This window comes from Cohnella sp. CFH 77786 (assembly GCF_019400745.1).
GTDB lineage: Bacteria > Bacillota > Bacilli > Paenibacillales > Paenibacillaceae > Cohnella.
On record NZ_WJIB01000017.1, the window covers coordinates 14643 to 39443 of the forward strand.

General features: G+C 60.9%; 21 protein-coding genes. 4 read left to right on the top strand and 17 right to left on the bottom strand.

What is annotated here, in order from left to right; all coding sequences use genetic code 11:
* Positions 1-54: 54 nt before the first annotated feature.
* Genes GE107_RS21095 through GE107_RS21125 form a run of 7 tightly spaced genes read right to left on the bottom strand, consistent with a single transcriptional unit; the run spans position 55 to position 10007 of the window.
* Complete coding sequence (locus tag GE107_RS21095) at positions 55-2667, bottom strand: transglutaminase-like domain-containing protein (protein ID WP_219642547.1); 2613 nt, start codon at positions 2665-2667, stop codon at positions 55-57.
* 28 nt (positions 2668-2695) lie between these two features.
* Positions 2696-3712, bottom strand: coding sequence for a sialidase family protein (locus GE107_RS21100; RefSeq protein ID WP_219642550.1), 1017 nt, complete (start codon positions 3710-3712; stop codon positions 2696-2698).
* On the bottom strand, positions 3709-5037 hold the full coding sequence (locus GE107_RS21105) for a glycoside hydrolase family 125 protein (RefSeq protein ID WP_219642553.1): 1329 nt from the start codon (positions 5035-5037) through the stop codon (positions 3709-3711). Before GE107_RS21105 ends, GE107_RS21100 begins: the two co-directional genes overlap by 4 nt.
* Positions 5034-6272, bottom strand: coding sequence for an alpha-L-fucosidase (locus GE107_RS21110; RefSeq protein WP_219642555.1), 1239 nt, complete (start codon positions 6270-6272; stop codon positions 5034-5036). The genes GE107_RS21105 and GE107_RS21110 overlap by 4 nt, the downstream gene beginning before the upstream one ends.
* Entirely contained in the window at positions 6269-7330 is a 1062-nt protein-coding gene (locus GE107_RS21115; protein WP_219642558.1) for a Gfo/Idh/MocA family protein, read from the bottom strand. The genes GE107_RS21110 and GE107_RS21115 overlap by 4 nt, the downstream gene beginning before the upstream one ends.
* A 44-nt stretch (positions 7331-7374) precedes the next feature.
* Positions 7375-8238, bottom strand: coding sequence for a sugar phosphate isomerase/epimerase family protein (locus GE107_RS21120; RefSeq protein WP_219642559.1), 864 nt, complete (start codon positions 8236-8238; stop codon positions 7375-7377).
* On the bottom strand, positions 8235-10007 hold the full coding sequence (locus tag GE107_RS21125) for a glycoside hydrolase family 35 protein (RefSeq protein ID WP_219642562.1): 1773 nt from the start codon (positions 10005-10007) through the stop codon (positions 8235-8237). The genes GE107_RS21120 and GE107_RS21125 overlap by 4 nt, the downstream gene beginning before the upstream one ends.
* Before the next feature lie 184 nt (positions 10008-10191).
* Here GE107_RS21125 and GE107_RS21130 point away from each other — a divergent pair, with 184 nt between their 5' ends.
* The 4 genes from GE107_RS21130 to GE107_RS21145 are packed head-to-tail and all read left to right on the top strand — an operon-like array spanning position 10192 to position 14162.
* Positions 10192-11379, top strand: a complete 1188-nt coding sequence (locus tag GE107_RS21130; RefSeq protein ID WP_219642564.1) for an ROK family transcriptional regulator — start codon at positions 10192-10194, stop codon at positions 11377-11379.
* Positions 11380-11398: 19 nt separating this feature from the next.
* Positions 11399-12406, top strand: a complete 1008-nt coding sequence (locus tag GE107_RS21135; protein WP_219642567.1) for an asparaginase — start codon at positions 11399-11401, stop codon at positions 12404-12406.
* Between the two features lie 35 nt (positions 12407-12441).
* The gene (locus GE107_RS21140; protein ID WP_219642570.1) at positions 12442-13125 is read left to right on the top strand and encodes a copper homeostasis protein CutC; all 684 of its coding nucleotides are present in this window, start codon (positions 12442-12444) and stop codon (positions 13123-13125) included.
* Between the two features lie 32 nt (positions 13126-13157).
* Positions 13158-14162, top strand: a complete 1005-nt coding sequence (locus tag GE107_RS21145; protein ID WP_219642572.1) for an ROK family protein — start codon at positions 13158-13160, stop codon at positions 14160-14162.
* On the opposite strand, the gene GE107_RS21150 is transcribed toward GE107_RS21145, so the two are convergent.
* From GE107_RS21150 to GE107_RS21195, 10 genes are all read right to left on the bottom strand, one after another.
* Positions 14154-15404 carry an MDR family MFS transporter gene (locus GE107_RS21150; RefSeq protein ID WP_219642826.1) on the bottom strand — a complete coding sequence of 417 codons (1251 nt, stop codon included), beginning with the start codon at positions 15402-15404 and terminating at the stop codon, positions 14154-14156. The two genes, GE107_RS21145 and GE107_RS21150, sit on opposite strands and share 9 nt — an antisense overlap.
* A 467-nt stretch (positions 15405-15871) precedes the next feature.
* The gene (allC, locus tag GE107_RS21155) at positions 15872-17119 is read right to left on the bottom strand and encodes an allantoate deiminase (RefSeq protein WP_219642575.1); all 1248 of its coding nucleotides are present in this window, start codon (positions 17117-17119) and stop codon (positions 15872-15874) included.
* A 23-nt stretch (positions 17120-17142) separates the two neighbouring features.
* Positions 17143-18546, bottom strand: coding sequence for an allantoinase (locus GE107_RS21160; RefSeq protein WP_255570721.1), 1404 nt, complete (start codon positions 18544-18546; stop codon positions 17143-17145).
* A 96-nt stretch (positions 18547-18642) separates the two neighbouring features.
* Positions 18643-19011 (bottom strand): hydroxyisourate hydrolase, encoded by a 369-nt coding sequence (uraH, locus tag GE107_RS21165; RefSeq protein WP_219642580.1) that lies wholly within the window; start codon positions 19009-19011, stop codon positions 18643-18645.
* On the bottom strand, positions 19008-19976 hold the full coding sequence (gene pucL / locus GE107_RS21170; protein WP_219642582.1) for a factor-independent urate hydroxylase: 969 nt from the start codon (positions 19974-19976) through the stop codon (positions 19008-19010). Before pucL ends, uraH begins: the two co-directional genes overlap by 4 nt.
* Positions 19977-20034: 58 nt before the next feature.
* Positions 20035-20544, bottom strand: a complete 510-nt coding sequence (uraD, locus tag GE107_RS21175; protein WP_219642586.1) for a 2-oxo-4-hydroxy-4-carboxy-5-ureidoimidazoline decarboxylase — start codon at positions 20542-20544, stop codon at positions 20035-20037.
* Positions 20541-21032 carry a nucleoside deaminase gene (locus GE107_RS21180; protein ID WP_219642589.1) on the bottom strand — a complete coding sequence of 164 codons (492 nt, stop codon included), beginning with the start codon at positions 21030-21032 and terminating at the stop codon, positions 20541-20543. Before GE107_RS21180 ends, uraD begins: the two co-directional genes overlap by 4 nt.
* A gap of 4 nt (positions 21033-21036) precedes the next feature.
* Positions 21037-21534: a (2Fe-2S)-binding protein gene (locus GE107_RS21185; protein ID WP_219642592.1), complete on the bottom strand. Its 498-nt coding sequence runs from the start codon at positions 21532-21534 to the stop codon at positions 21037-21039.
* Complete coding sequence (gene pucD, locus GE107_RS21190) at positions 21524-23845, bottom strand: xanthine dehydrogenase subunit D (protein ID WP_219642595.1); 2322 nt, start codon at positions 23843-23845, stop codon at positions 21524-21526. Before pucD ends, GE107_RS21185 begins: the two co-directional genes overlap by 11 nt.
* Positions 23846-23850: 5 nt before the next feature.
* Positions 23851-24774 (bottom strand): FAD binding domain-containing protein, encoded by a 924-nt coding sequence (locus GE107_RS21195; protein ID WP_219642599.1) that lies wholly within the window; start codon positions 24772-24774, stop codon positions 23851-23853.
* Between the last annotated feature and the right edge of the window lie 27 nt (positions 24775-24801).

Sequence of the window (24801 nt, forward strand, 5' to 3'; positions counted from 1 at the left end):
TGCCTCCCCTTCCACTTTACTTCGTCTGTTTCGGTCTCGTCTTCGGAAGCGCGATTAGGGTGCCAAAGCCTTAAACAAGGCTGCGGCTTCTTTGGAAATGCCCAGCTTATATCCGGACGAACGGTAACGTATCCGATGATCGGCATCGATCGCGTACACGATCGGAAACTCCTTCGCCCGCTCGGGAGAATCCGTGTTATCGACGGAAGCCAGCGTATCATACGCTTGATTTTCTTTGCCGAACCAGAGGTTCGAGGGCAGCTCCCGGTCATCGAAGAGAGCCGAAGAAACGTTCCATTTGGCCTCGCCGATCAAGCATACGATGCTCACGCCCGAGGATTCCCATTCGGCCTTCATTTCCCGCAGCTCCCGAAGCAAATGCTTCGACGGCTCGCGGTCCGGCTCGATCCAGGCCAGGAGCGTCCCTGCGCGACCGGCGAGTCCGGCTAGCGGCTGCGTTTCGCCCGTCTGCGATTGGGCGCAGGCGTGAAGATTCGCGGTGCCGATGACGGGGAAGTCCGACGGCCGTTTTCGGAAAGCCAACGGAATGGAGGCAAGTTGTCCCGGTTTCACTTCGAAGAAGCGAAGGCACACCCATGCCGATCCGTCTCCCAAACGAACCCCCGTCGTCAATCGGTAACGGCCGGCTTGCACATCGAACGGCCGATCGAACACATCGGATTCGCCGCGCTCGTATTGGAGGGTATGATAAGCGCCGTTCTCGAAACGGGCTAACGTAAAGTTAAGGAAATACTTCGCTTGCTCCTCGGACTCTTCGTCCTTTACCCACGCCACGCTGCCCGTTTCAATCTTCCCGGCACCCGGTCCGGCGGCAGCGGCGGACTTGCCGAACCGGACGTCGTGCCATGCGCCCCCGCGCCAAAACTGCGGTCTTCGGTCGCTCGGCTCCAGACGCGCGGGAATGCCTGCGCTGCGAGAGGCGGCAACGAACAGAATATCCCTCGCCAGCTGGTCGCCCTTCTTCAGCCGGCAGCTCCCGACGGGCGTAACCGAACCCTTGTAGAAAGTCAAATCCTCGATGATTTCGAACTCGGTCTCGAGGAACTCCGCCAACCGGTGTGGATCAGCCGAATATTCGGCCAAGCGCTCCTCCCCGAAATGCCGGCGGAAAAATGCCCGATACGGCGTCAGCATTTCGAAATCGGCGCGGGGATTGAGCAGATACAACGCAAACGTATCGTCGTCGGTCTCGCCTTTCTCCATCATCGAGAAGGTCAGATGGTCTTCCAGCGTCCCGCGGAACGTATCGGTAAGGTCCTTCTCGTTCAGCACCTCAAGCAGGCGCAAGCACCATTCCCCGTAAACGGGAGACTGCTCCCGCAAATAGGCGGCGATCTCGCGGCTGTTTCCCCGCGCTTTGCGCAGCGCGTTGCAAACCCGATCCGCCGGAAGGGAACACTCGGCGGCAAGCGCTTCGGCATCCTTCTCCCCAAGGAACGTCGCCTCGTAATCCGCGCGGATTTGCGCCCCCTGCTTCACTCTTCGTTCGTGAACGGAGCTTTCCTCTTCCGTGACAAGTTCGCTTTCGACATCCGGCTGCTCGGGAGGCGGAACCATCTCGAGCTCCATGACCGTATCGTTCGGCCATTCCCTGGATAACGTAAGGATAACTTCCCCCGTCTCGCCTGCGCTGCATTTGGCAAAGCCCCAACCGCCGCTTCCGTACGCGGAGATCCAAGTATCGCCCAAGCCCAGCGTGACGCTTGCGCCGCCGGTCTCATCCGTTTCCAGGGGGACGATCGTCGACAATTCGGCGTAATTGTAGAGCTGAATATCGACGTTGGCCTGCACGGGCTGGCCGTTCGAATCCACCGCTCGGATCTTCAAAACTTTCGTATCGGCATATTGATGAAGCAGGTTCAACTCCGAATACCAAGGCCGCGCCAGCGTCACCGTTTCAGGACCCGAGTAATCCGCGGCCACGCGGGTATGGACGAGCATCGCTCTCCTGGCCGGGCGACGGAACCAGCCCCGGTCAAGCCGCGGTTCCGGTTCGCATGCGCCGAGAAAATGCCAGGTCCCGTCTTCCCATGCCTCCACCCAGGCATGGTTCGAATCGCAGTGGGCCCAGCGCGGGGTATACACCTGTCTGGCGGGAATGCCGATGCTGCGGAGCGCCGCGACGGCTAGCGTCGATTGCTCCCCGCAGCGGCCGAGCGCGGTTCGCATCAATGTCAGCGGGGACACCGTCCGCCGGTCGTTCGGCGCATAATTCGCTTTTTCATGGCACCAGTGGTTCGTTTCCAGAATGGCCTCCGCCATGGACATGCCCTGCACCCGGGGATAGATATCTTCGAATAACCGCAAGCGATGATCCTCGATATTTTCGTTGTTCACGCGGTAAGGAAGCACGAAGTGAAAGAACAAGGGATCGGGGATCCGGTCTCCCCAGGGCACGGCGTTCCGAATTTGCAACGTCTGCCTGACATGGGCGAGAAACAGCGATCCTTCGTAGTCGGCCAAATCGTTTAAGGGCATATAAGCGTACAAATACTTCAAGGCCAACGCTTCGTCTTCGGTCAGCGTTTCGCCGAAGATGCCGAACAGATCGTTCTCCCTTGCCGCCGCGAGCGCGCGCTTGTATGCGAATTTCTCCTCGATCAGACGTTGCGCGGATTCGTCCAAAGCCAGGGGTCTTCTCCTCATCGCCGGTTACTCCTTCCCTACCCGCTTTTCACACGTTGCTGCTCAGCTTCCAGAAAGCGATGCGTTCCCGCTTCCACGTATAGGTAACATACAGCTCGCTGCCCCTGGAGACGATGGCGGGATACGAGTATTCTCCCGGTCCGTCCTCGAGGACGAGCTCATCGGTCCAGCTCATGCCGTTGTCCGGCGAGAGGAGGATCACGAGCGGCGTTCGCGGCGAGTCGGTCGTATAGCCGCTCACCGGGTTCATCGCGAGCGCCAGCGTGCCGTCTTCCATACGCGCAACGTCGATCCCGCTGTTGTTGTTCGGCAGTCCGGCCGGATACGCGGTGCACCAGGTTCTTCCGGCATCCTCGGAATCGCTGCGGAATAGGCAACCTTCCGTGCTCCGAAGCAGCATATGAACGCGAGATCCGCCGGATGGCCATAACGCGGGTTGTATCAGCCCCCTGGAGGGGCCGTGTACGGTTCCGACCAGCTTGCTGCCTTCCATCGGCACATAGGCGCTGCGGTGCCAAGTGCGCCCGTTGTCCGTCGAGATGTCGACGAACGCCTCCCATAGCTCCTTGCCCGGCTCGTCCGGAATACGCCTTTCCACCGAGGCGGGAGCGAGCAGCGTGCCGTCCGTCAATCGGATCGGCTTGTTGCGGACGGGCCCCCGGCCCCCGACGTCGCCGGGAACGAGCTCCTCCGGCTCCGACCACGATTCCCCGCCGTCTTCCGAACGGACGATTCGCGTAAACCAAGCCGGGATCTCATGTCCCGCCTTGTAGAACAGCCAAACCTTCCGTCCCTCCGAGAACAAGACCGGATTCCAGTGCGCAATGCCTTCTTCGTCCGCGATTTTGAACGGCGCCGACCACGCGTCTCCGCTGCGCCGCGCCATCCAGATCGCGACATCGCTCGCCTTCTCGTACGAACCGCCGAACCAGGCCGCCAGCACGTCCCCGTTCGGCATCAGCGCAAGGGTCGAAGCGTGGCAGCTTGGAAACGGCCGTTCCTCCTCGAAAATATACTGCTTTTGCGCCGCCCATTTGAGCGTCATGAAGGAAGCACCTCTCCGATACGCCCTTCTTTCATCAACGTAAGGATCAATTCGCCGAATAAGGTGTTGGCCCAGGCAAACCAGGAACGGGTGAAGGCGGCCGGGTTGTTGACATCGAAGCCTTCGTGCATGAAGCCGGTATCCCCGTCCGTGTCGATCAAGGTGCGCACGACTTCGGCGATTTCCCCGGAGTCCGCCGAGGTGAGCGCCTGCATAATCAGGCTGATGTGCCATACGTATTGCGGAGGGGTGTGGGGGCTGCCGATCCCCTTGGCATGGCTTCCCTCGTAGTAATAAGGATTGTCCTTGCTGAATAGGAATCTTCTCGTGTTCAAATAGACGGGATCGTCCTTCGACGAATACCCCAAATACGGGATCGAGAGCAGGCTGGGCACGTTCGCGTCGTCCATCAGGTTGTAGTTTCCGAAGCCGTCGGTCTCATACGCGTAGATCTCCCCGTACACCGGATGACGGTAAATGCCGTACGTCCGGATGCCGTGGTCGATTTCTTCCCGGAGCTCCAGCGCTTCCGCTTGCAGCGCCGAGTCCTTGAACACCGACTCCGCGATTTCCGCCATGTAGCCGAGAACGACGCAGGCGAACATGTTGGCCGGAATCAGATAGCCGAATGTGCAGGCGTCGTCGCTCGGGCGAAAACCGGACCACGTCATTCCCGTGTAGTTGACCGGCATTCCCAGTCCTCGGTTGCGCAACGTTTCGGTCTTCAGCTTCGTCGCCCGGGTAAAGCGGTACGGCGATTGCTCGAAATGATGCTGCTCCGTTCGCCACAATCGGACGATCCTGTGCATCGCCTCGCGGTAGACCGAGTCGAACACGGCAACGCTGCCGGTGTGCTTCCAGTACAAATAGCTGATCTGAATCGGATAGCATAGAGAATCGATCTCGTACTTCCTCTCCCAGACCCAAGGGCTTGGCGTCTCCAGTTCGGTCAGGTCGTCCTCATACCGGTTGTTGTTCGCCGCTTCGTTAAACGCGTTCGCGTACGGATCGATCAGAATGCAGCGGACCTGGCGTTTGACGAGCCCTTCGATGATCCGGCTCAGTTCCGGGTCGCTTGCCGCCAGCGGGATATAAGGCCGGACTTGGGCACTGGAATCCCGCAGCCACATCGCCGGAATGTCGCCGGTAAATACGAACGCGGTGCCGTCGTCCATCAGACGTGTCGTCGTCTCCAACGTGTTCGGAAAACATTGCTTGAACATCCGAAGCAGCTTGGGATGGCGGGCCAGCTGTTGCTCGGCCTGGCCGAGCACCTCCTGTACGGATATCGGCAAATTCAATGCGCTCACCTCTTCCGATTTCATCGATCGGCCCCATAGACGGAAAAGGAGCGGATATGCGGCACATCTGCGCTCCGCTTGATCCGAAGCCGGATTTGACGGGTCCGCACAGGAGGGAAAACGTCGATCTTCTTATGGCCGATCGCGCTGCCCGACTTGATCTCGGTCCATCCTTCGACCGTCATCGCCTCGAGCGCGTATTCCCGAACTCTTTCGCCATGCTCGATTTGCTCCATCAGAATCACGTGTCCGATTTCCCCTTCTTCCGGCAGCTCAAGCGTTAGGATGTCGCCTTGTCCGGCGGTTTCCGCCAGCGGCTTCGCGAATCTTCGCCGGATTTCTTCACCGAATTCGAGCACCCGCCGGACCTCTTCGTCCGGCAGCAGCCCGCGATGGTCCGGCGCCAGGTTCAGAAGCAGCGTCGCGCCGTGACCGACGGACCGGCAGTACAGATCCATCAACTCGTCCAACGAACGCAGCGGCGTTTCGTCGTTCGGATGCCAGAACCAATGGTTGCCCCGGATCGGAACCGGACACTCCGCCGGCACCCAAGCCGGCGTTTCCGGAAGCCACGACGTCATCTCGTTCGTAAACATGCTGACCCGTGCCGCTTCCGCCGCATTCCAGCACGGATAAGGGGCGAAGCCGTCCTCGTTGCCGACCCAGCGTACCGTCGGGGCGCCCATGTTGAATACCATGGCGTCCGGCTGGTGCCGCTTGACCAAATTCATGATCCGCGGCCAGTCGTACTGCCTGCCTTCCGAGCCTGCGCCGTCGAACCAAATCTCGACGAGCGGCCCGTAACCGGTCAGCAGCTCCGTCAGCTGGGCGCAGTATACGTCGTCGTACGCTTTCGGGTCCGGATACCGCGGGTCATGTCTGTCCCATGGGGAGAGATAGACTCCAAAAAGGATTCCCTCTTTCCGGCAAGCTTCCGCGCATTCTCTCACGACATCCCCTTGACCGTTTTGCCACGGGCTCGACTTCACGGAATAATCCGTCGTCTCCGTCGGCCATAAGCAGAAGCCGTCGTGATGCTTGGCGGTCAGCATCAAATACTTCATGCCCGCAAGCTTCGCCGTTCGCGCCCATTGCCCCGCATCGAGCGACTCGGGACGGAAGAGAGCCGGCGAGTCCTGCCCGTCTCCCCACTCTCGATTATGGAACGTGTTCAGGCCGAAATGGCAGAACATGCCGAGCTCCAGATCCTGCCATGCCGCTTGCGGTTTCGTCGGTTTGGCCAAAGGAATCTGATTCATGACAGCCGGATCTCCGTTCCCGTCTCCGCCGATTCGTAAATCGCGCAGAGCATCTTCATCATTTCCACGCCGTCCCGGACGGGGCTCAGCGTCTCTTTGCGCCCGAGCGCGCTGTCTACGAAATGGTTGATTTCGTTCTGGAACGAATCGGCGAAGTGGAATGTGGAATGATCGACCTGCGGCGTGATGTTGAGAATCGTATCGTTCTTCTCCGACACAAGCAGCAGCTCCGGTTCCAGCTCCGCACCGCCTTTGTCGCCGTACAGCTTGATGGACGTTTCGTCTTTCTTGGCATGAAGCGTGAAGCTGACGTCCACCATGAGGCTTGCCCCGTTCTCGAAGCGGATGAGCGCGTTCGCCAAATCTTCGACGTCGTTCTTCGAAGCATCGTAGTCGGCCGCTTTGTAGAACGAGAGTCCTTTGACGTTCGAGCGGTTGCCCAGCCGCTTGTACGTATTCGCGCTCACCGACCGGACTTTCGGTTTGCCCATCAAATACCAGCATATATCGAGGATATGCACGCCGATATCGATGAGCGGCCCGCCTCCGGAGCGTTCCTTGTCGGCGAACCAGCCGCCCGGATTGCCCAGCCGGCGCAGGCTCGACGCTTTCGCATAGTAGATTTCGCCAAGTTCCCCCGCGTCGATAAGCTCCTTCAGAATGGCGGCGGTGCTGCTGTATCGGCGGACGAATCCGACCTGGAGAACGCATCCGCTCTCGCGGACCGCTTCCTCGATTCGCAGCGCTTCCTCGACCGTCTTGCACAACGGTTTCTCCACCAGCACATGCTTGCCGGCTTTCAACGCGGCAATGCTTACAGGCGCATGCGTATTGTTCCACGTGCAGATGCTGACCGCTTGCAGCTGCGGATCGGCAAGCATTTCATGATAGTCCGCATAAACTTTGGAAGCGCCGTACGATGCCGCTTTCTCGCGGGCGCGTTCCACGTTCAAATCGCATACGGCATAGATTTCCGCTTCCGGATGGTTCGCATAGGATTGGAGGTGCGAGTCGGAAATCGAACCCGTTCCGATGACTCCGATTTTCAGCTTGGACATTTCGTATTCTCCCCTTTTGATCCTCAGTTTTGCCATTCGTTTTGTTACGCTTCGGCCCACAATCGGCGGACGTTGTTCAAGGCGATCCGGGAACCGGTCCGGCAATCTTCCATGCCTTCGAATTCGACGGAGAGATAGCCGTCGTAACCCGATTGCTTCACGATCCGGAGCAGCTCGGCCACGGGCAGATCCCCCTGGCCCGCGATCGCGCCCCGCAAGTAATGGCCGTAGGCCGAACGGAACCACCCTTCGCCCGGGTTGTACGAGGCGGGCCTGCGGTAAAAATCTTTCACGTGAACCATCGATGCCAAAGGCGCATTGTTCTTCACCGCGCTTAACGGGTCTTCGTCCACGCACATAAAATTGCCGATATCGAGCGTCGTTCGGAAATTGGGGCGGTTCACTTCATGAACGAGCCGCCGGACGCGGTCGCTCGCCTGAACATAATAACCATGGTTTTCCACGCTCGTCGTGATTCCGAATGCGCTCGCATAATCGGCAATCCGGCGGCAGGCGTCCACGAGAGCGGGCAAATCCCGCTCGAATTGTTCGATCGATGCCTCCTCCGTTTTGCGGAATGCAACGTCGTGCCTCATCCGCTTCACGCCGAGCGCGTGCGCGACATCGACATGGCGCATGACGGCGGCGACCTCTTTCTCGAACTCCGCCGGGTCCTCTTTGGCGAAGTTAGCCCCGATCGAATAGCCCGAGATTTCGATTTTCGCCGCTTTGGCCGCCTTCACGATCTCTTCCGCCAGTTCGGGATTCCCGACCAGGTCGTAACCGAGCGGCACGATTTCCACATGCTCGCCGCCTTGCTCCGCCGTCCAATGAATGACGTCGACGACGGACATTTCCTTGCGGTCGAGCGCTCCTTGCAGGCTGTAAGTGCTGAGTCCGAGTTTCATCCGTTTGTACCTCCGCCTATTGAATCCAGAATCGGGTTATCCGTCAACGCCACCGATGCGTCCTTCATTCCATGCAATTCCAGCACGACGATCTCGTTATCGCCCTGTCGGAGCAGAGGAGCCGGGACATAAAGCGTTCTCTGCGGTCCTTTGTTCCAGTACCGCCCCAGGTTAAAACCGTTGATATACACGACCCCTTTGGTCCAGCCGTCCATGTCGAGGAACGTGTCCACGCACTCGTCCGCCCGGAACGTCCCCCTGTAAAACGCGGGCCCGGCTTGCGTGCCGTTCCGTTCGAACGTCAACGCGGCTACATCCTCGAGCGGAAGCGGACGGATCGTCCAATCGAACAGAAATTGAAACCCGAACCGGACCCCTTCCGTGATGCCTTTCCGGTCCTTAAGGAAAGGGCCGTAGTTGATTCGGCCCAAATTCTCCACGAGGATGTCAAGCCGCGCCCCTCCGGGAGGAACGGCAAAAGACACCGATTGAGCCGCAGGGGAACGTTCGATCACCCCCAGAAGCTCGCCGTCGAGAAAGACAAGCGCGCGGTCTCTCACGTCCTGGATGCAGAGCTCATCCGCCGGCCGGGGTCCGGAAATCCGGGTCGAATAAAGAATGAACCCGTAATGTTGACCGACCTTCTCCATCGGAAGCGGGGTCACCGATCGGACCGGGGACGAAAGCGCATCCAGGTTGCCGAACAATCCGGCCCGCTCTTCCAATGCGACCCGTCCGTACGCTTTCCGCCCGATGGGAGGCGGCAGCTCCAGTTCGCCTATGTCCGCATAACGGGCAATCGCTTCGCGTACGGCATGAAACTTGGCCGTCGGCTCGCCGCTCTCATCCAACAACGCGTCATAGTCGTAGCTTGTCACCGTCGGTTCGTACGAATCGGGCTGCTGGCAGTTGGCGCCGTTGTAAAACCCGAAATTCGTGCCCCCGTGGAACATGTAGAAATTGACCGATGCATCCGCCTTCAGCATCTCATCCAGAACGGCGGCGGCATCGGCGGCATCCCGGGTATGGTGCGGTTTGCCCCAATGATCGAACCATCCGTTCCAATATTCCGTGCACATGAGAGGCGTATCTTGCTGGTATTCCCGCAGCTTGGCAAAGGAAGAACCGGGATTCGAGCCGAAATTGGCCGTTGCCAGTACCCCCGGAATCGTGCCCCCCTGGAGCAGGGAATCGGTGGGACCGTCGGAAGTGAAAAGCAATACGTCGATCCCCCGGTCGATCATTCCTTGCTTCAGATGCTCCAAATAAGCCGGGTCGTTGCCGTAGCTGCCGTATTCGTTCTCGATCTGTACCGCGATGATAGGACCGCCTTTCGTGCAGAGCAACGGGTTGAGCTTGGGCATAAGCACGTCGTAATAGGCGTCCACTCTTTGCAGGAACGGCGGATAAGCGCACCGCAGCTGCATGTCCGAATCGGCCAGCAGCCATGCGGGCAAACCGCCGAACTCCCACTCCGCGCAAATATAAGGACTGGGACGGACGATGACATGAAGCCCGAGCTCACCCGCTGTTTGGATAAACTTTTCCACGTCCGCCATACCGTCAAACCGGAATCGCCCCGGTTCAGGCTCGTGGAAGTTCCAGGGGATGTAGGTTTCCACCGTATTCAACCCGCAGGCCTTCAATTTCCGAAGCCGATCCATCCAGTACTCGGGCACGATCCGGAAATAATGCACCGCGCCGGATAGAATCCGTACCGCCTGATCCCGATAAACAAAGCGGTTCCCTTCATAACCGAATCGGCTCACGACGTTCGTTCCCCTCTTTGCCATCATTGACACCTCAAATCAAACCATTGTATATTTTATAACATGATGTTACTAATTAGACTAGTCCTATCGAAAAAAAACCGATCGAAATCCAAATTCATTGGTGAATCTGCCATATTTTCATGTTGATTATTAACACCTTGGTACTATTCTGGAAGGGCTGGTGTTTCTCATTTCCTCCGAAAAACGCGATCAGGAGTACATCAAGAAAAAAAATCAGATGTTGATCCTGGAGATGATCCGGAAGCACCGCCCCATTTCGAGGGCGGAACTCGCCAAACGGACCCAATTGAGCGCCACATCGGCCGGACGCATCGTAGGCGAACTCATGGACATCGGATTGGTCAAGGAGACGGATCAAACTTCCTCGGGCGTCGGACGTAAAGCAACCCTGCTGGATATCGATCCGCAATCGATTCTTTCGGTCGGAGTGGAGGTGGACCGGAATGTCGTCCTGGCCGGCCTGATCGACTTGGACGGCAAAGTCGTGGCAGAGCGGCATCAGTCGATCGACCGGCCAAGCGCGCAGCCGGAAGCGGTTGCCGTCCTGATTGCCGGCATGGTCGCGCAGCTCGCGGAAGCGCAAGGAATGCCGCCTTCCAAGCTCATCGGCGTCGGCGTCGGGATGCCGGGAATCGTCGATACGCAAGGCGGGATCGTCGTCTTCTCCGCCCAGCTGGGCTGGAGAAACGAAAGGTTCGCATCGCTCCTGGAAGAGAAGCTCGGCCTTCCTGTCGTACTGGACAACGATTTGAAGGTCAAGGCTCTCGGCGAAAGCAGCGCCGGCTCCATGCCGGATCACGGGAAAACCGCGCTGATCAGCATCGGGAGCGGCCTCGGATCGGCCTTGATCATGGAAGGTAAAATTTATCGGGGCGCAGGCAACATGGCGGGAGAGATCGGGCACGCCACCGTCGATCCGAACGGTAAGCTGTGCGAGTGCGGCAAGAGAGGCTGCCTCCAGACGTATATAACCGACGTGGCCATGCTCCAGGAGGCCAGCCAAATCAAGCCGGTATCCGGCGTAAACGAGCTGTTCGAGCTGATGAACGCCGGCGAAGCGTGGGCGTTCAACATCATCGACCGCGCCTGCACCTATGCCGCCATCGCGGTCAACAGCGTCGTCTGCTCCTACAACCCGGACAGCATTATTCTGACGGGAGACTTCATCGATACGAACCCCGGAGCGTTCGAGACGGTGCTCGGCAAAGTCCGGGACTTCATCGGGGAACCGTTCGCCGGAACCTTTGAATTGAAACGTTCGGAGCTGGGCGGGAAATCGGTCATGATCGGAGCCGCCAAGCTCGTGCTCCAACAGCGGCTGGATCGAGGACTGCATGAAAACCGATAACGTTGCGGAGGGATCGGGCATGGAAGCTGTGACGCTCGTCAAGGAATATCGCGGAGGCATTGTAGAATGCGTCCATTCCGGGCATATTTGCGGCGTCAATGACAAAGGCGAAATCCGCTACGCCGCAGGGGATCCGGAAGCCGTCTCCTTTCTCAGGTCGGCGGCGAAGCCGTTTCAGGCGATCCCGGTCGTCCGTCACGGCGCCGACACCCGCTTCGGTATGACGGATGCGGAAGGGGCCATTCTCGTCGGTTCCCACAGAGCGGAGCCTTGCCACGTGCAAGCTTTGGAGTCGATCATGCTGAAAATCGGGATTACGGAAGAACAGTTGATTTGTCATCCGACCTACCCTCTCAGCGCGTATGCGACCGAAGCGCTGCTGCGCGATCGCATGCCCAAAAGATCGATTTACCACAACTGCTCCGGCAAGCATCTTGGCATTCTGGCTTTGTGCAAAACGATGGGGTATTCGGTTGAAGAGTATGGAAATCCGGAGCATCCGGCTCAGCAAGAGATTCTGGAAACGCTCGCCTACCTCGCGCATTTTCCGAAGGAGAACATCGTCGTCGGAACCGACGGCTGCGGCTTTCCGGTATTCGCCCTTCCGCTGCGCGCTCTCGCGACGGCCTGCTTGAAGCTCGCCTGCCCGGACCTGATCGCGAACCCCGAAATCCGCGCGGCCGCGCAAACCATCGTTCGCCGGATGAACAAGCATCCCGAGATGGTTGCGGGAACCGGACGCATCTGTTCCGCTCTGCTCGCGGATTCGAACATCGTGGCCAAAGGAGGGGCCAAAGGGGTCTACTGCTTCGGACTCAAGAAGGAGCGGCTCGCGTTTGCTCTCAAGGTGCTGGACGGTTCCGAAGACGAATGGCCGCTCATCGCGGCGTCCATTCTGGAGCAGATCGGATACGGCAACCAGGAGACGATCGATCGGCTGTACACCCTTGCGCCCGTCGGCATCCGCAACGACAACAACCGGATCGTGGGCCAGAACCAAACCGTCTTCAAGCTGCGCATCCCCTAGAGATTACAGGTCTTCGAAACGGAGTCGAAAAACATATGCTTCTGGAGGTTATTGCAACCTGCATGGACGATATCGTGAGAGCCGCGGCGGGAGGGGCCGACCGGATCGAACTGGTGACCGGGCTGACGGAGGGCGGCTTGACTCCGAGCCTCGGACTGATCGAAGAGGCCGCAAGCTCCTCGCCCGTTCCCGTACACGTCATGATCCGGCCGCATAGCCGCACGTTTGTCTACGACCGGGACGACCTGCGTGTGATGGTCAAGGATATTCGGGCGGTCCTCCGGGCGGGAGCCGCGGGAATCGTGCTTGGCGTCCTGACGGAGGAAGGCCGCGTGAATCAAGAAGCGCTCAAACGGCTATTGGCGGAATCCGGCGGACTCTCCGTCACCTTTCACCGAGCCTTCGACGATACGAGGAATCTGGACGAAGCGTTGGACGATCTACTGTCCTTCCCCGCCATCGACCGCATTCTGACTTCCGGAGGCCAGGCAAGCGCGCTTGAAGCCGCGGATACGATTCGTCATTTGGCGGGACGTTTGGAACATGCTCCGATCCGCCTGCTCGCCGGAAGCGGATTGACGGCGGAGAGCCTTCCCGGTTTTCTCCTGCAGACCGGCGTGAAAGAAGTGCATTTCGGCAGAGGAGTTCGGGAGAACGGCTTGGCAAGCGGCCGGATCGACCCGGAACGGATCCGATCGATCAAGCGATCGGCCGGTTGATGAATCAGCTGAGAAAAGAGGTTTCACACACCATGAACGAGCTTTATCTAGGCATCGATTTGGGCGGAACCAAAATGCTTGCGGCACTCGTAGACGGGAACGGAACGATCGTCGCCAGAACGCTGCAGCCTACGATGGCGGAACGGGGCGTCGAAGACGTCATCGACCGGTTGATCTCCATGGCGGATTCCTTGCTTTCGCGGCATGCCCCTGAAGCGGGTAAAGCGGCGATCCGGGGCATCGGAATTGCCGTCGCCGGCGTTCTCGATCCGGATCAAGGAACGGTGGTCCTTGCCACCAATTTGGGGTGGAAGAACGTTCCGATCGGGCGATTGCTGGAGGAACGGTTCCGCTGCCCCGTCCGTGTCCTGAACGATGCCAACGCCGCCGCGCTCGGCGAATGGCTGGCAGGCGCAGGCGCGGGATCGGAGGATGTCGTCTTCGTGACGGTGTCGACCGGAATCGGCGGCGGCATCGTCAGCGGCGGGCGGTTGATTCTCGGCTCCTCCGGCAGCGCCGGGGAGCTCGGCCATATCAGCATCGACCGGAACGGACCTCCATGCCCTTGCGGCAACCGGGGCTGCGTCGAGCTGTATGCATCGGGCAGCGCGATTGCAAGGCGCGTTCGGGAGGACGTTCGCGGCGGCGACCCGAGAACGTCGGCCATCCTCCGGAAGGCCGGCTTTGAAGCGGAGCGGCTAACCGCGCAGCATGTTGCCGCTGCGGCTGAGGAAGGCGATGACTATGCAAGGAATGTGCTGGCCGATGCGGGCTCCGCCTTGGGAATGGGGCTGGTCTCAATCATTCATCTGGCCAATCCCAACAAAGTGATTCTGGGGGGCGGCGTAACCGAAATCGGAGACCTTCTATTGGCCCCGATGATGGAAACCTTGCGCAAATACGGCATACCTGAGATGGTGAACCAAGTCGCGTTTGACAGGGCTCAACTGGAAGGCGACGCAGGCGCGGCAGGAGCCGCTCTATGGTGGAAGTACGAACGGATGCCCGTCGCGCGACATCCTCGTTTTTCAAGATAAACTTGCCGAAAGATCTTGTTGTTCCGGATGCCCTGCCTTGCGGGTCTCCCGCTTGCGAAGCAACGATTGGCCCCGTTGGAAAAACGGATACGCGACGAACGACAGCAGCATGAGAATCGCGAAAATGAGCGGCCCCCGATCGAACCCGATCGTTTGCAGCATGAGACCGCCGACCCAGGACATGACGCTCTGCCCGAGAAAAGCGAACCCGCTCGCGCCGTAGTAGGCCCCTCTCAGATGTTCGGGCGCGATTTCCCCGATCAGGACGTCTCCCACGACGAAGCAGAGGATTTCGCCGATGGTGAAGACGACCATCGAGAGGGCCAGGAGCGCCGCCTGATCGAAATAACCGAAACCGAACAAGCCGAGGCCGAACAGGAGACACCCCAGCTTTAACGACTGCAGGGACGGGATGCGTTTCATCAGCCTCGCGAGCGGATATTGGAATGCCAGCACCGACAAGGAATTGACCATGAACAGGACGGAATACGTCTCGACCCGGTCGTGGCCGATGTATTGCGAGAGCGTGGTGTCCAAATGGGAGTAAGCGCCGGCGACGAACAAGTTGCCGAGCAGAAAATAGAGGAACACCTTGTCCGTGAACACGATTCGCACCATCTGCTTGATGGGGGTTGCGGCCGATTTCTCCGAAGGCTTCTGCTTGAATCGGATCGTCATGGCCACGAGAACCAGGGCGTACAAAGCGAAAATGCCGGCGCTCGTCAGGAAAGGAACGAGAGACGACGACCCTCCGACGCCCAGCTTGAGTCCGATCAGCGGGCCGACGGCGCCTCCGATGTTGATGGCGAAGTGCCGGGCGCCAAACGCATCGGCTCGCCGTTCGGCGGGGGTCACGTCGGTGAGCAGCGCTCTGGCGGCCGGTTCGAATACGTTTCGGAATAAGCCGTTCAAGGCGCTCAGCACGAAAAAGACCGGAACCGAATCCGCGAACGCGAAACCGAGAAAAACGAGGCACCACGCCGCCATGGACAGCACCATGACCGGGTATCTCCCGAAACGGTCGGATAATGCCCCGCCGATGAAGCTGCTGAGCGTCCCGACCAGAAAGCTGACGCCGAGAATCGCCCCCGTCGTGCCCGGATCGATGCCTTTGATCTTCCCGAGGTAGATCCCGAGGAACGGAATCGTCATAAAGAAACCGGTGCGCGACAGAAACGTGCCGAAAATCAGCACCCAAGCGACCGGGTGGAATCCTGCGAACTTCTTCTTCATCGCTTTCATGCGGGCCTCCGTGTATACGAGAATGTCCAATTCATCGGAAAGATGCCGACCGAAATGAGCCTTGCAGGCGGACTGGACGATCGAGGCCATGACCGCGAGCCATAGAAGGATGAGAATGGATGACGGAGTCAGCACCCCTACATCGTACCTTACCTCCCAGTTATTGATCAATACCGTCGAGACGGCCCAGAAGAACGCAGACCTTAGACCCTAAAGCGTTCCCGTTTCGATTTATGAATCGTGCGGCTTCCCGGCGGAAGGGCCGTGAGGGTAACGGCGGCGGGAGCCCGAGGGGGGTCTAGATCGAGGAATGAACGGAAGCCCGGGACGCTCAAGTCCCGGGCTTCCTGAATGAGAGAGCAGGATTCCAATGCGCGGGGCGTGTTACGCTCGGACCAAACCGGCGATACGCTTATCGCCCCGAAGGTGTGTCCTGTCCATGCATAAGATCATGTCGTATCGGTTCCTCACAGGGGATCTTCGTAGGCAAGCTCGTGCAGCATTTCGGTCAGGATGTCAAGACCCGTCTCCAAGTGCTCCGGCGCCGTGTATTCCTCCGGCGAATGGCTGATGCCCGCGCGGCTCGGCACGAACAGCATCGCGGTGGGACATAGCGAAGAGAACGATTGGGCGTCATGCCCGGCTCCGCTCATCATCCGACGGTACGCCAAGCCCCGCTCGCGGCAAATCCGCTCCAGCCGTCCCGTCAATAACGGATCCATCGGCACGGGGCGGGATTGCAGCGCCGTCTGCACGCGGAGCGCTAGGCCGCGGCGAACGGCAATGCTGCGGCATTTGCCCAGCACGGCCTCGCAGAAGCCCGTCAGTAAGGTTTCCGACAGATGGCGGATGTCCAGGGTGAATTCCACGGTTCCCGGGATGACGTTGGGAATATTCGGCGCGATCTTCATTCTGCCGACCGTCGCCACAAGCGGTTCCCCGGCCCGGACGGCCGCCTTCTCCAGCATCTGGATCATTTCCGCGGCGGCGGCGAGCGCGTCCTGCCTCATGGACATCGGCGTCGTCCCGGCGTGGTTCGCTTCTCCTTCCACCGTCAGGATATAACGCCGCTGCCCCGCGATCGTCTCCACGATGCCGACGCGCTCTCCCGTCCTTTCGAGTATGACACCCTGTTCTACGTGGACTTCGAGGAACGCCCCGATGTCGCGGCGACGGGGGTCCGGTTGGTCCTCGCGTCCGAACCCCGCTTCCTTCATCGCGTCTCCGAGCAGCACGCCATCCGGATCTTCGGCCGTATCCGCGAGCTCCGGCGACAGAATGCCGCTCACGCTGCCCGATCCCCAATAAGCGAGCGGGAACCGGCTGCCTTCCTCCTCGCAGAACGAGACGACCTCCAGAGAGCGCTTCGGTTTTCCGTACCGTTCTTTCAGCGACAGCACGGCGGATAGGGAGGCCGCGATTCCGTATGCGCCGTCGTATTTACCGCCCGAGCGGACGGTATCCACGTGCGAGCCGGTCAGGATGACGGGCGCGTCCGGAGACGTTCCCTCCAGCCTGCCGAACAAGTTTCCGACGCGGTCGAACCGCACTTCCAGGCCGGCTTCCGCCATCACGTCCGCGAGGAACGCTTGCGCCTGTCTCCACGATTCCGAGTAGAGCAGCCGGGTGATCCCCCCGCCGCGCTCGACGCCGATCGAGCCCAAGTCTTCCAGCAGCCGCGTCACGTAAGACGCTCTGTCCGTTTCCGCGTTCATGATGCTCGTCTCCTTTCGTCAGGCTAGGTCGCCAGCCCCGGAGTCAACGATAACGAAACCGGCATGAGCGGCTCCCCGCCTCCCGGCGCCGTAATTCCGGCCTCGGACGTGTATACGGTCCGGCCGCGGCAGATCGTGGCTGCCACCCGGGCGTTCAGCGTCATGCCGATATAAGGACTGACCGGGTGGCGGTAGAACAGGTGCTCCTTCTCCAGTACATAGGAGCGATTCAGGTCTACGACGGCAAGATCGGCGTCCAAACCGACGGCGATCGAGCCTTTCGCGCCTTGCAGCCCGAAACGCCGGGCCGGCGCGCCCGCGATCAGATCGGCGAGGCGGGACAGCGGCAGCTTCCGAGTCAACACGCCTTCGTGGAGGAGCAGTTCCAGGCTGCTTTGCGCTCCCGAGATGCCTCCCCAGGCGTCGAAGAATGTCCGATCCGGACCGGTACGCTTCAGCTCCGGCGGACTGGGCGAATGGTCGGAAGCGACCATGTCGAGATGTCCTTCGGCCAGCAGGCGCCACAGTCGTTCCCTCTGGTCTGCGCTGCGCAGCGGAGGTGCGCATTTGGCCGCAGGTCCGATCCGCTCCATGTCATCCTCGGTCAGCATCAAATAATGAGGGCAAGTTTCCAGCGTCACATCCACGCCTTTCAGCTTGGCTTCGGCGATCATTTCCACGGCATCCGCGCTGCTGATATGGACCAGATGAAGCCGGCAGCCGGTGTCCCGGGCGTACAGCAACGCTTTGGCGACCGCTTCCGTCTCCGCGACGACCGGACGGGACGCGGCGAAGCCGCGGGCATCCGTGCATCCGGCGATCCTGGCCTCCGCAGCCAGCCCGGCCGTGAGGGCGTCGCTCTCCGCGTGCAGCGCGAGCAGTCCGCCGAAGGCGGCGATCCGCTTCATCCCTTGATACAGCGTCCAGTCGTCCACTTGGCGGAAGCGGCCCTCGCCTTCGCCTCCCGGATCGGAGAGGAAGGCTTTGAACGCCGCCGCGCCGGCTCGGGCCAACCGTTCGAGCTGTTCAAGGTTGCCGGGGACCAGCCCGCCCCAGAACCCGTAATCGATGGTCGATCGGCCCGCAGCGAGCTCAGCTTTCTGGCGGAAAGCTTCGACGCTTACCGTCGGAGGATTGCCGTTAAGCGGCATATCCAAATAAGCGGTGCAGCCGCCGGCCGCGAGTGCCGCGGAGCCGGACTCGAAGCCTTCCCAATGCCCTAAATTCGGTTCATTGAAGTGCACGTGCACGTCGATCATGCCGGGGAGCACGGTTTTACCATCGGCATGGAATACTTCGGCGCTCTCTTCCGGCGCGATCCGCGCTTCGATGGCCGCGATTTTGCCCCCGCGAATACCGATATCGAGCTTGCGCACGCCGTCCGGCAGCACAACGTCGCCGCCCGTTACGATCATGTCGTAGCGCATGGTCATCCCTCCTTGCGAGCGTGCCGACCGCATCGCCCCGCGACGTTCATCTTAACTCTGCTAATGTCCATGTGTATTTCAAGAATAACCGCTCTCTTAGCTCCCCCGGTACGTACTGTATCCGCCCGGCGCGACGAGGAGAGGTACATGGTAATGGACCGCCGCATCGCATACCCGAAACCGAACGGGGATCAGATCGAGGAAACGTTCGCTCCCGTTCCCGCCTCCCCCCGCATCCCCGCCGGCGAAATATTCGCCCGCCCAGAATAGGATCTCGTATAATCCCTCGCGAAAATCCGAACCGTCCAGCAACGGCTCGACGAGCCGTCCTTCCTCGTTCGTGCGGGCATCCCGGAGCAAGACGGCCGCACCTTCCTCATCCCGCGCGAACAGCTGCAGACGAAGCCCCGCAGCGGGTTTGCCCTTCGAAACGTCCAGCACGTGCGTCGTCAGGCGCCCGTTCATGACGCGCCTCCCGGCCGGCCGGCCGACTCCAGGTCCGCGCGCGTCACCGTGAAGCCCTGGAAGCCATAAGGCGGCCTCGGCTCCGTGTAGACGCCCGCCCGCAATGAGCCGACGGGTTCGACCACCGTCTCCCAGGTCCGGTTATTCGACTCGAACCCGACGCCAGCTAGCTGCGGAAACCGCTCCAGCACGCGAAGGCCGATTTGCCAAATCAAATGCTGGATCGAAGGCGTGTTGCGTTCATGGAAAACGGCATGGGCGATATCTCGGATCTGTTCCGCGGCGGCGTATTTCCCGGTGCTGCCGTCCAGCGCGTGCGCGATGTCCGTATAAGTCCAATAGATGTCTAGGAAAATGAAGAGCGGCCGGTCGTAGCTGTCCGGAAGCGTCGTATATTCGTCCCGGACGAAGCCGTAGAACGAGCTGCCGCTGACTTTGATGAGCTGCAGGTCCTTCAGAACGGATCGGTGCGAGACAATGGCGACGGTTTCCCTTTCCCGCTTCATTCGAATGCTCGCCCCCGCATGTTCATTATGCGACCTGCGGTACACGAGCGGGCTGACCGCGAACTCCCCGCCGCCGGCCGGGACCTGCAGAGGCAGAAACGTCAGCCGGTCGGCTTCTATCGAAATCTCCGAAATATGCGGGTACCTCGCGAAGAAACGTTCGGCAACGAAGCGCAAGAAGCCTTCCGTCGTGCTGCCCTCGAAATCCGCCGCATTTCTCAGAATGAAATTTTTCATCGAATCCGTCGCCACGACGAGAGAGTTGTCCCCTTCGGTAAATGAGGGGAGAAGCGCCTCGCCGCTGACGGAAAATTTGACGTTATGGGCGAAAATGACATTGGGATCCCCGGTGTAGGCGGATTCCGGGATGGCTGCCGCACGAAGCGGCGAAGCGTAAGTCCGGTAGGTCAGTACGTCGCCTTTGCCGTAATAAAGCGTGCGTCCGCTATCCAGTTGCATATAAATCCTCCCCTTTTGTGACTTTCTTTTCCGTAGTTGGGCGCACCGACGGCCGGGGCTACTCGGCGACCAGATCGGCAAGCCGGAAGCCGGCGATCCGCCCGATCTGTTCCAGTGCCTCCCGTCGCTCCTCCTCCGGGGAGTGGCCGAATCGTTCCCGCATCGCGGTCAGGATGTCGTCCTTGCTTTTCCCCCGGACGGCGTAAATAAACGGGAAGCCGAAACGTTCTTTATATGCCGCATTCAGCGAGGAGAAAGCCTCGAATTCCTCCGGGGTCAACCGGTCGAGGCCCGCCCCCTGCTGTTCCCGGGCCGAGCAGGCCGTCAAGCTCGCGATGCCCAGCCGCGTCGCCAGATCGGGATGGGCGCGGATGAGCGCCAGCACCTCCCCGTCCGATGCGCCGCGCACGATTTCTACCATCGCGGCGAGCAATTCCCGAACCGACGCGAAAGGCCTTCTCCCCCACGCCCGTTCGGCCACCCATGGAGAATGTTCGAACACGCCGCCCAGCAACCGAACGAATTCCGTCCGGTCCATCGACAGAAGCTCCTGCAGCCGAACCCTCATGACCAGAACCCCGCGTGAACGGCGACGACTTCCGCTTCCACCTCCGGGAACGGGCCGATCACGACGATGGGCTTGCGGCCGCTCGCGAATACCGTCCGGCAGGAGAGGTCGAGCGTCAGGTTCTGTTCGTCGTCGCCCGTAAGCTCCGCCAGCCTTTTTTCCGAAATGCCGTAAACGACCTTTCCGACATGTCCCCAATAAATCGACCCGGCGCACATCGCGCAAGGCTCCGCCGTCGTATACAGCGTGCATTTCCACAGCTTCTCCTTGGAAAACAGCCGGGAAGCCCGCGCCATCAGAGTCGTCTCGGCGTGGCCCGTGCAGTCGTGTTCCGTCATCTCCACGTTGCCCTGCTCCAGGAGCACCGTTCCTTCCTCGTCGACGAGAATGCAGCCGAAAGGCGTATTGCCCGACGCTCTCGCCCTCTTGGACACCTCTACGCAATGAAGCAGATAGCCGATATGCTTGTCGTGATTGCGCGCTTCCATGGCACTACCTCCCTAATTCGATCGCCCGGCGGACGGCCCGCCGGATGCCGCCGTATCCCGTGCATCGGCACAGGTTGCCGGACAGCGCTTCTTCGACCTCTTCGTCCGACGGATCCGGGCTTCTGTCCAGAAGCGCCTTCACCGACAGCACCATTCCAGGGGTGCAATAGCCGCACTGGAACCCGCCTTCTTCGAGGAACGCCCGCTGGACGGGATGCAGTTCCGTTCCCGAAGCTATTCCCTCGATCGTGGTGATTTCCGCCCCCTGAACTTGATAAGCCATTGCCAGGCAGGCGTTCACCGGTTCGCCGTCGACCAGAACCATGCAAGCGCCGCACCTTCCGATTTCGCAGGAGCGTTTGGTCCCGGTGAGACCGATAAACTCCCGGATCACTTGGAGAAGACGCGTGGAGGGCGGGGCTGCGATCTCGCATGCCGCGCCGTTCACCCGAAGCGTCAGCCGGCTTTGGGCAGGGGCAAGTTCCGTACGATTATCGATCATGTTGCAGCACCGCCTTCCTCGCGAAATGGGGAATATCCTGAAGCTCCCGGGGATCGATGGGCAGCTTGCGCACCCAGACGCCGACCGCGTCCCGGACCGCCGCCGCGATGGCGGGAGCGAGCCCGACCGAGCCAATCTCCCCGATGCCCCGGGGCCCGTAAGCGTCTCCTTCCGGCAATTCTTCGATCGGCCTTACGGCGACGTTTCCGGCGTGTTCGGCGACCGTAGGAATCAAATACGTATCCAGGTTGTTCGTCAAATACCTGCCGCCGGCCATAAGCGCTTCTTCGGTGAGCGTCCATCCGAGAGCCATGCTGCTGCCGCCTTCGATCTGCCCGAGATACCCTTGCGGATTCATCACCGGACCGGCGGCTACGGCGTGATACTGGTCGAGCAGGCGGACGCGGCCGGTCAAAGTGTCGACCTCCACCTTCGCGGCAACGGCGCTGTAGGTGTACAAGAAATGCGCGCCGATTCGTTTTGACGAGGTCGTCGGAAAATGGAAGGCGGTTTCGGCGCGGATCGGCTCCGTGGTCCGCGACGCCAGTTCGGCGTATGAGAGCAGCATGGAGCCGGCGTCGTTGCCGGAAGCCGCGTCCGGCTCCGGCATCGCGTAAACGCCGCCCGGGCCGAGCCGTAGTTGATCGGCCGGATTGCCCGTCAAATCGGCAGCGGCGGAGAGCAGGCTTTCCGTGAACGGTCCTTTCATGTTCTGCACGGACTTCCAGAGCATGCTGGTCGCCCGGGAAGCGGTGCTCGAGCCGCTGTCGGGCACGACGTCGGTGTCTCCGATCACGATACGCACGTCTTCCGCCTCGAAGCCGAACGTTTCCATCATCATCAGCTCGAGCGTGGCGATCAGCCCCTGGCCGAATTCCTCGTAGCCGAAGACGGCTTCGATTTTGCCGTCCTCCGCCAGGACCAGCCGTCCGCCGGCCGGGTCGGGAATGCCGACGCCGAGCCCCGCGCCATGCATGATATAAGCCGCTCCGATGCCGGTTTTGATCCAGTGCTCGCGCTCCCGGTCGTCCTCCGGTACGCCTTGCGATCTCTCCCGCCAAAGCGGACTCTCGGCCAGTGCCTGCCATACTTGGGCCGCTCCTTCCGTCGGCGCGATCGGCTGACCCAGCGGCCCCGGATCGTCCGGCTGCCGCATGTTGCGGCGGCGCAGCTCCCACGGATCGATGCCGAGCCGTCCGGCAATCCGGTCGATCTGACCCTCCAGGGCGAAGATCGCCTGATTGCCCCCGAAGCCCCGGAATTCGCCGGACATCCCATTGTTCGTATATACGGAGACGCTATCTACGTCGACATTCGGGATCCGGTACGGACCGATGACGTGCTCGGTGGCGAAGTTCAGCACCTCCGCTCCTAACGTCGCGTACGGGCCGGTATCGGCCACGATTTTGACGCGGTGGGCGAGAATGCGTCCTTCGGCGTCGGCCCCGGTTTTCATGGAGATGACCATCGGATGCCGTTTCAGCCCCGCCCTCACCGATTCCTTGCGCGAATTGTGGATTTTGACCGGTTTCCCCGCGGCCAGCGCGAGCAAAGCTCCATAAGGTTGAACGTTCAGCTCGTCCTTGCCTCCGAACGACCCGCCGATCGGGCTCGAGACGACGCGGATGTCGGACTGCGGCCGGCCCAGAACGCGGGAAAGCTGCAACCGGTCCATGAAACCGTGCTGCGTCGGCGAATAGACGGTAAGGCGCCCGTCCGGCTCCGGCACGAACAGCCCGCCTTCGGTTTCCATGTAAGTGTGCATCTGGCGCGGCGTCACGTACGTCTCTTCGACGATGACGGTGCACGCCTTGAACCACTGTTCCGGATCGCCCAGCCGGTAATCGGTCCGATGCAGCTCGTTGCCGCAGGGATGCAGGAGAGGCGCGCCTTCGGCCAGCGCCTTCTCCGGGCTGTCCAGCACCGGCTGCTCCGCGTAATCGACTTCGATGAGCGACAGAGCCCGTTCAGCCGCTTCCAGCGTATCCGCCGCCACGGCCGCCACTGCGTCGCCGACGTAGCGGACCCGGTCGAAACAGAAGACCGGCTGGTCTTGCCGCGCGATCCCGAAGGCGTTTAACCCCGGGACGTCTTCGTGCGTCAGCACGGCCCGCACCCCGGGTACCCGCTTCGCGTTCTCGGTGCGGATGTCCAGAATCAGCGCGTGGGGATGCGGGCTGCGCAGCACGAGTCCGATCAGCATGCCAGGCGCGGCCATATCGGTCAGATAGGCGAGTCCGCCCGTCACTTTGCCCGGACCGTCGGGGCGGATCCGCCACCGCCGTCCGCTTCCTTGTCTGTCCAGCAGCATGCCGCTCACTCCTTTCCTTGCCGGCCGGCCGACAGCTTCCACAGCTCCGCCGCGACCAGGTTCGCTGCGGTACGCTTGCGGTATTCCTCGCCGGCGAATACGTCGCCCTTGGGGCGGAACGTTTCTTCGACGGCCTCATGGATCAACGGAAGGAGGTCCGGATCCGGCGTCTTGCCTTCCAACAGGCTTTCTGCGGCATACAGCCGATGCGGCACCGCCGCACCGCCGCCGGCCGCGATCCGGACGCGTTCCAGCCGCCCGTCCTCCGTCCTTCCGGCGGATATCGCTACCGTCGCGACCGAAGGGGTAAACGCCTCCCGGCGGCCAACTTTCCGGTAGACGGAGAACGGCGCATTCCCGCCGCCCGTCGGCGTTTCCACCGCATTCGCACGATCCGGAAGGCGGACCTGCATCAACAGCTTCCCGCGATCCCGCCGGCAGTCCTCCGGCCGTTCCAGCCATTCGCTTATCGCAATCCGTTCTTCCGATCCGTCGAACCAGAGCAGTTCCGCATCGTATACGAGCAACGCAGGCAAGGCGTCACCGATGCCCGAGGCGACGTTCCCCCCGATCGTGCCGACGTTCCGGATGGAATACGCGCCGATTTGCAGCACGGCTTCCGGCAGCGCCGGATATTCGGCGGCCAGCCCGCAGCTGCGGCGTATCTCCGCAAGCGTGGTGCAAGCGCCGATGCCTGTGCCGCCTTCCTCGGCGATCCGGATCCCCGCCAGTAGAGGAAGGGAACGGATATCGATGAGGTGGGCCGGACGTTCGGCAACCTCCCCTTCCCACCACGTCCTCAGCAGCGTGCCGCCCGCGACGTACTCGGCGTCTGAACCGAAGCTCCGTTTCAGCGACCAGGCTTCCCCGACGTTCCGGGGCTTCCATACCTTCGGAAGCGAGAACCTTTCGTGACGTTCCATCGCCATTCGCGCTCCCCCTCCTAGGATTGTTTT

What these genes read in the sequence shown, in the direction of transcription:
- GE107_RS21095 (WP_219642547.1), bottom strand. Translation starts at nt 2,667, where the DNA reads ATGAGGAGAAGACCCCTGGCTTTGGACGAATCCGCGCAACGTCTGATC.
- GE107_RS21100 (WP_219642550.1), bottom strand. Translation starts at nt 3,712, where the DNA reads ATGACGCTCAAATGGGCGGCGCAAAAGCAGTATATTTTCGAGGAGGAA.
- GE107_RS21105 (WP_219642553.1), bottom strand. Translation starts at nt 5,037, where the DNA reads ATGAAATCGGAAGAGGTGAGCGCATTGAATTTGCCGATATCCGTACAG.
- GE107_RS21110 (WP_219642555.1), bottom strand. Translation starts at nt 6,272, where the DNA reads ATGAATCAGATTCCTTTGGCCAAACCGACGAAACCGCAAGCGGCATGG.
- GE107_RS21115 (WP_219642558.1), bottom strand. Translation starts at nt 7,330, where the DNA reads ATGTCCAAGCTGAAAATCGGAGTCATCGGAACGGGTTCGATTTCCGAC.
- GE107_RS21120 (WP_219642559.1), bottom strand. Translation starts at nt 8,238, where the DNA reads ATGAAACTCGGACTCAGCACTTACAGCCTGCAAGGAGCGCTCGACCGC.
- GE107_RS21135 (WP_219642567.1), top strand. Translation starts at nt 11,399, where the DNA reads ATGGAAGCTGTGACGCTCGTCAAGGAATATCGCGGAGGCATTGTAGAA.
- GE107_RS21140 (WP_219642570.1), top strand. Translation starts at nt 12,442, where the DNA reads ATGCTTCTGGAGGTTATTGCAACCTGCATGGACGATATCGTGAGAGCC.
- GE107_RS21145 (WP_219642572.1), top strand. Translation starts at nt 13,158, where the DNA reads ATGAACGAGCTTTATCTAGGCATCGATTTGGGCGGAACCAAAATGCTT.
- GE107_RS21150 (WP_219642826.1), bottom strand. Translation starts at nt 15,404, where the DNA reads ATGAAAGCGATGAAGAAGAAGTTCGCAGGATTCCACCCGGTCGCTTGG.
- allC (WP_219642575.1), bottom strand. Translation starts at nt 17,119, where the DNA reads ATGAACGCGGAAACGGACAGAGCGTCTTACGTGACGCGGCTGCTGGAA.
- GE107_RS21160 (WP_255570721.1), bottom strand. Translation starts at nt 18,546, where the DNA reads ATGCGCTACGACATGATCGTAACGGGCGGCGACGTTGTGCTGCCGGAC.
- uraH (WP_219642580.1), bottom strand. Translation starts at nt 19,011, where the DNA reads ATGAACGGGCGCCTGACGACGCACGTGCTGGACGTTTCGAAGGGCAAA.
- pucL (WP_219642582.1), bottom strand. Translation starts at nt 19,976, where the DNA reads ATGCAACTGGATAGCGGACGCACGCTTTATTACGGCAAAGGCGACGTA.
- uraD (WP_219642586.1), bottom strand. Translation starts at nt 20,544, where the DNA reads ATGAGGGTTCGGCTGCAGGAGCTTCTGTCGATGGACCGGACGGAATTC.
- GE107_RS21180 (WP_219642589.1), bottom strand. Translation starts at nt 21,032, where the DNA reads ATGGAAGCGCGCAATCACGACAAGCATATCGGCTATCTGCTTCATTGC.
- GE107_RS21185 (WP_219642592.1), bottom strand. Translation starts at nt 21,534, where the DNA reads ATGATCGATAATCGTACGGAACTTGCCCCTGCCCAAAGCCGGCTGACG.
- pucD (WP_219642595.1), bottom strand. Translation starts at nt 23,845, where the DNA reads ATGCTGCTGGACAGACAAGGAAGCGGACGGCGGTGGCGGATCCGCCCC.
- GE107_RS21195 (WP_219642599.1), bottom strand. Translation starts at nt 24,774, where the DNA reads ATGGCGATGGAACGTCACGAAAGGTTCTCGCTTCCGAAGGTATGGAAG.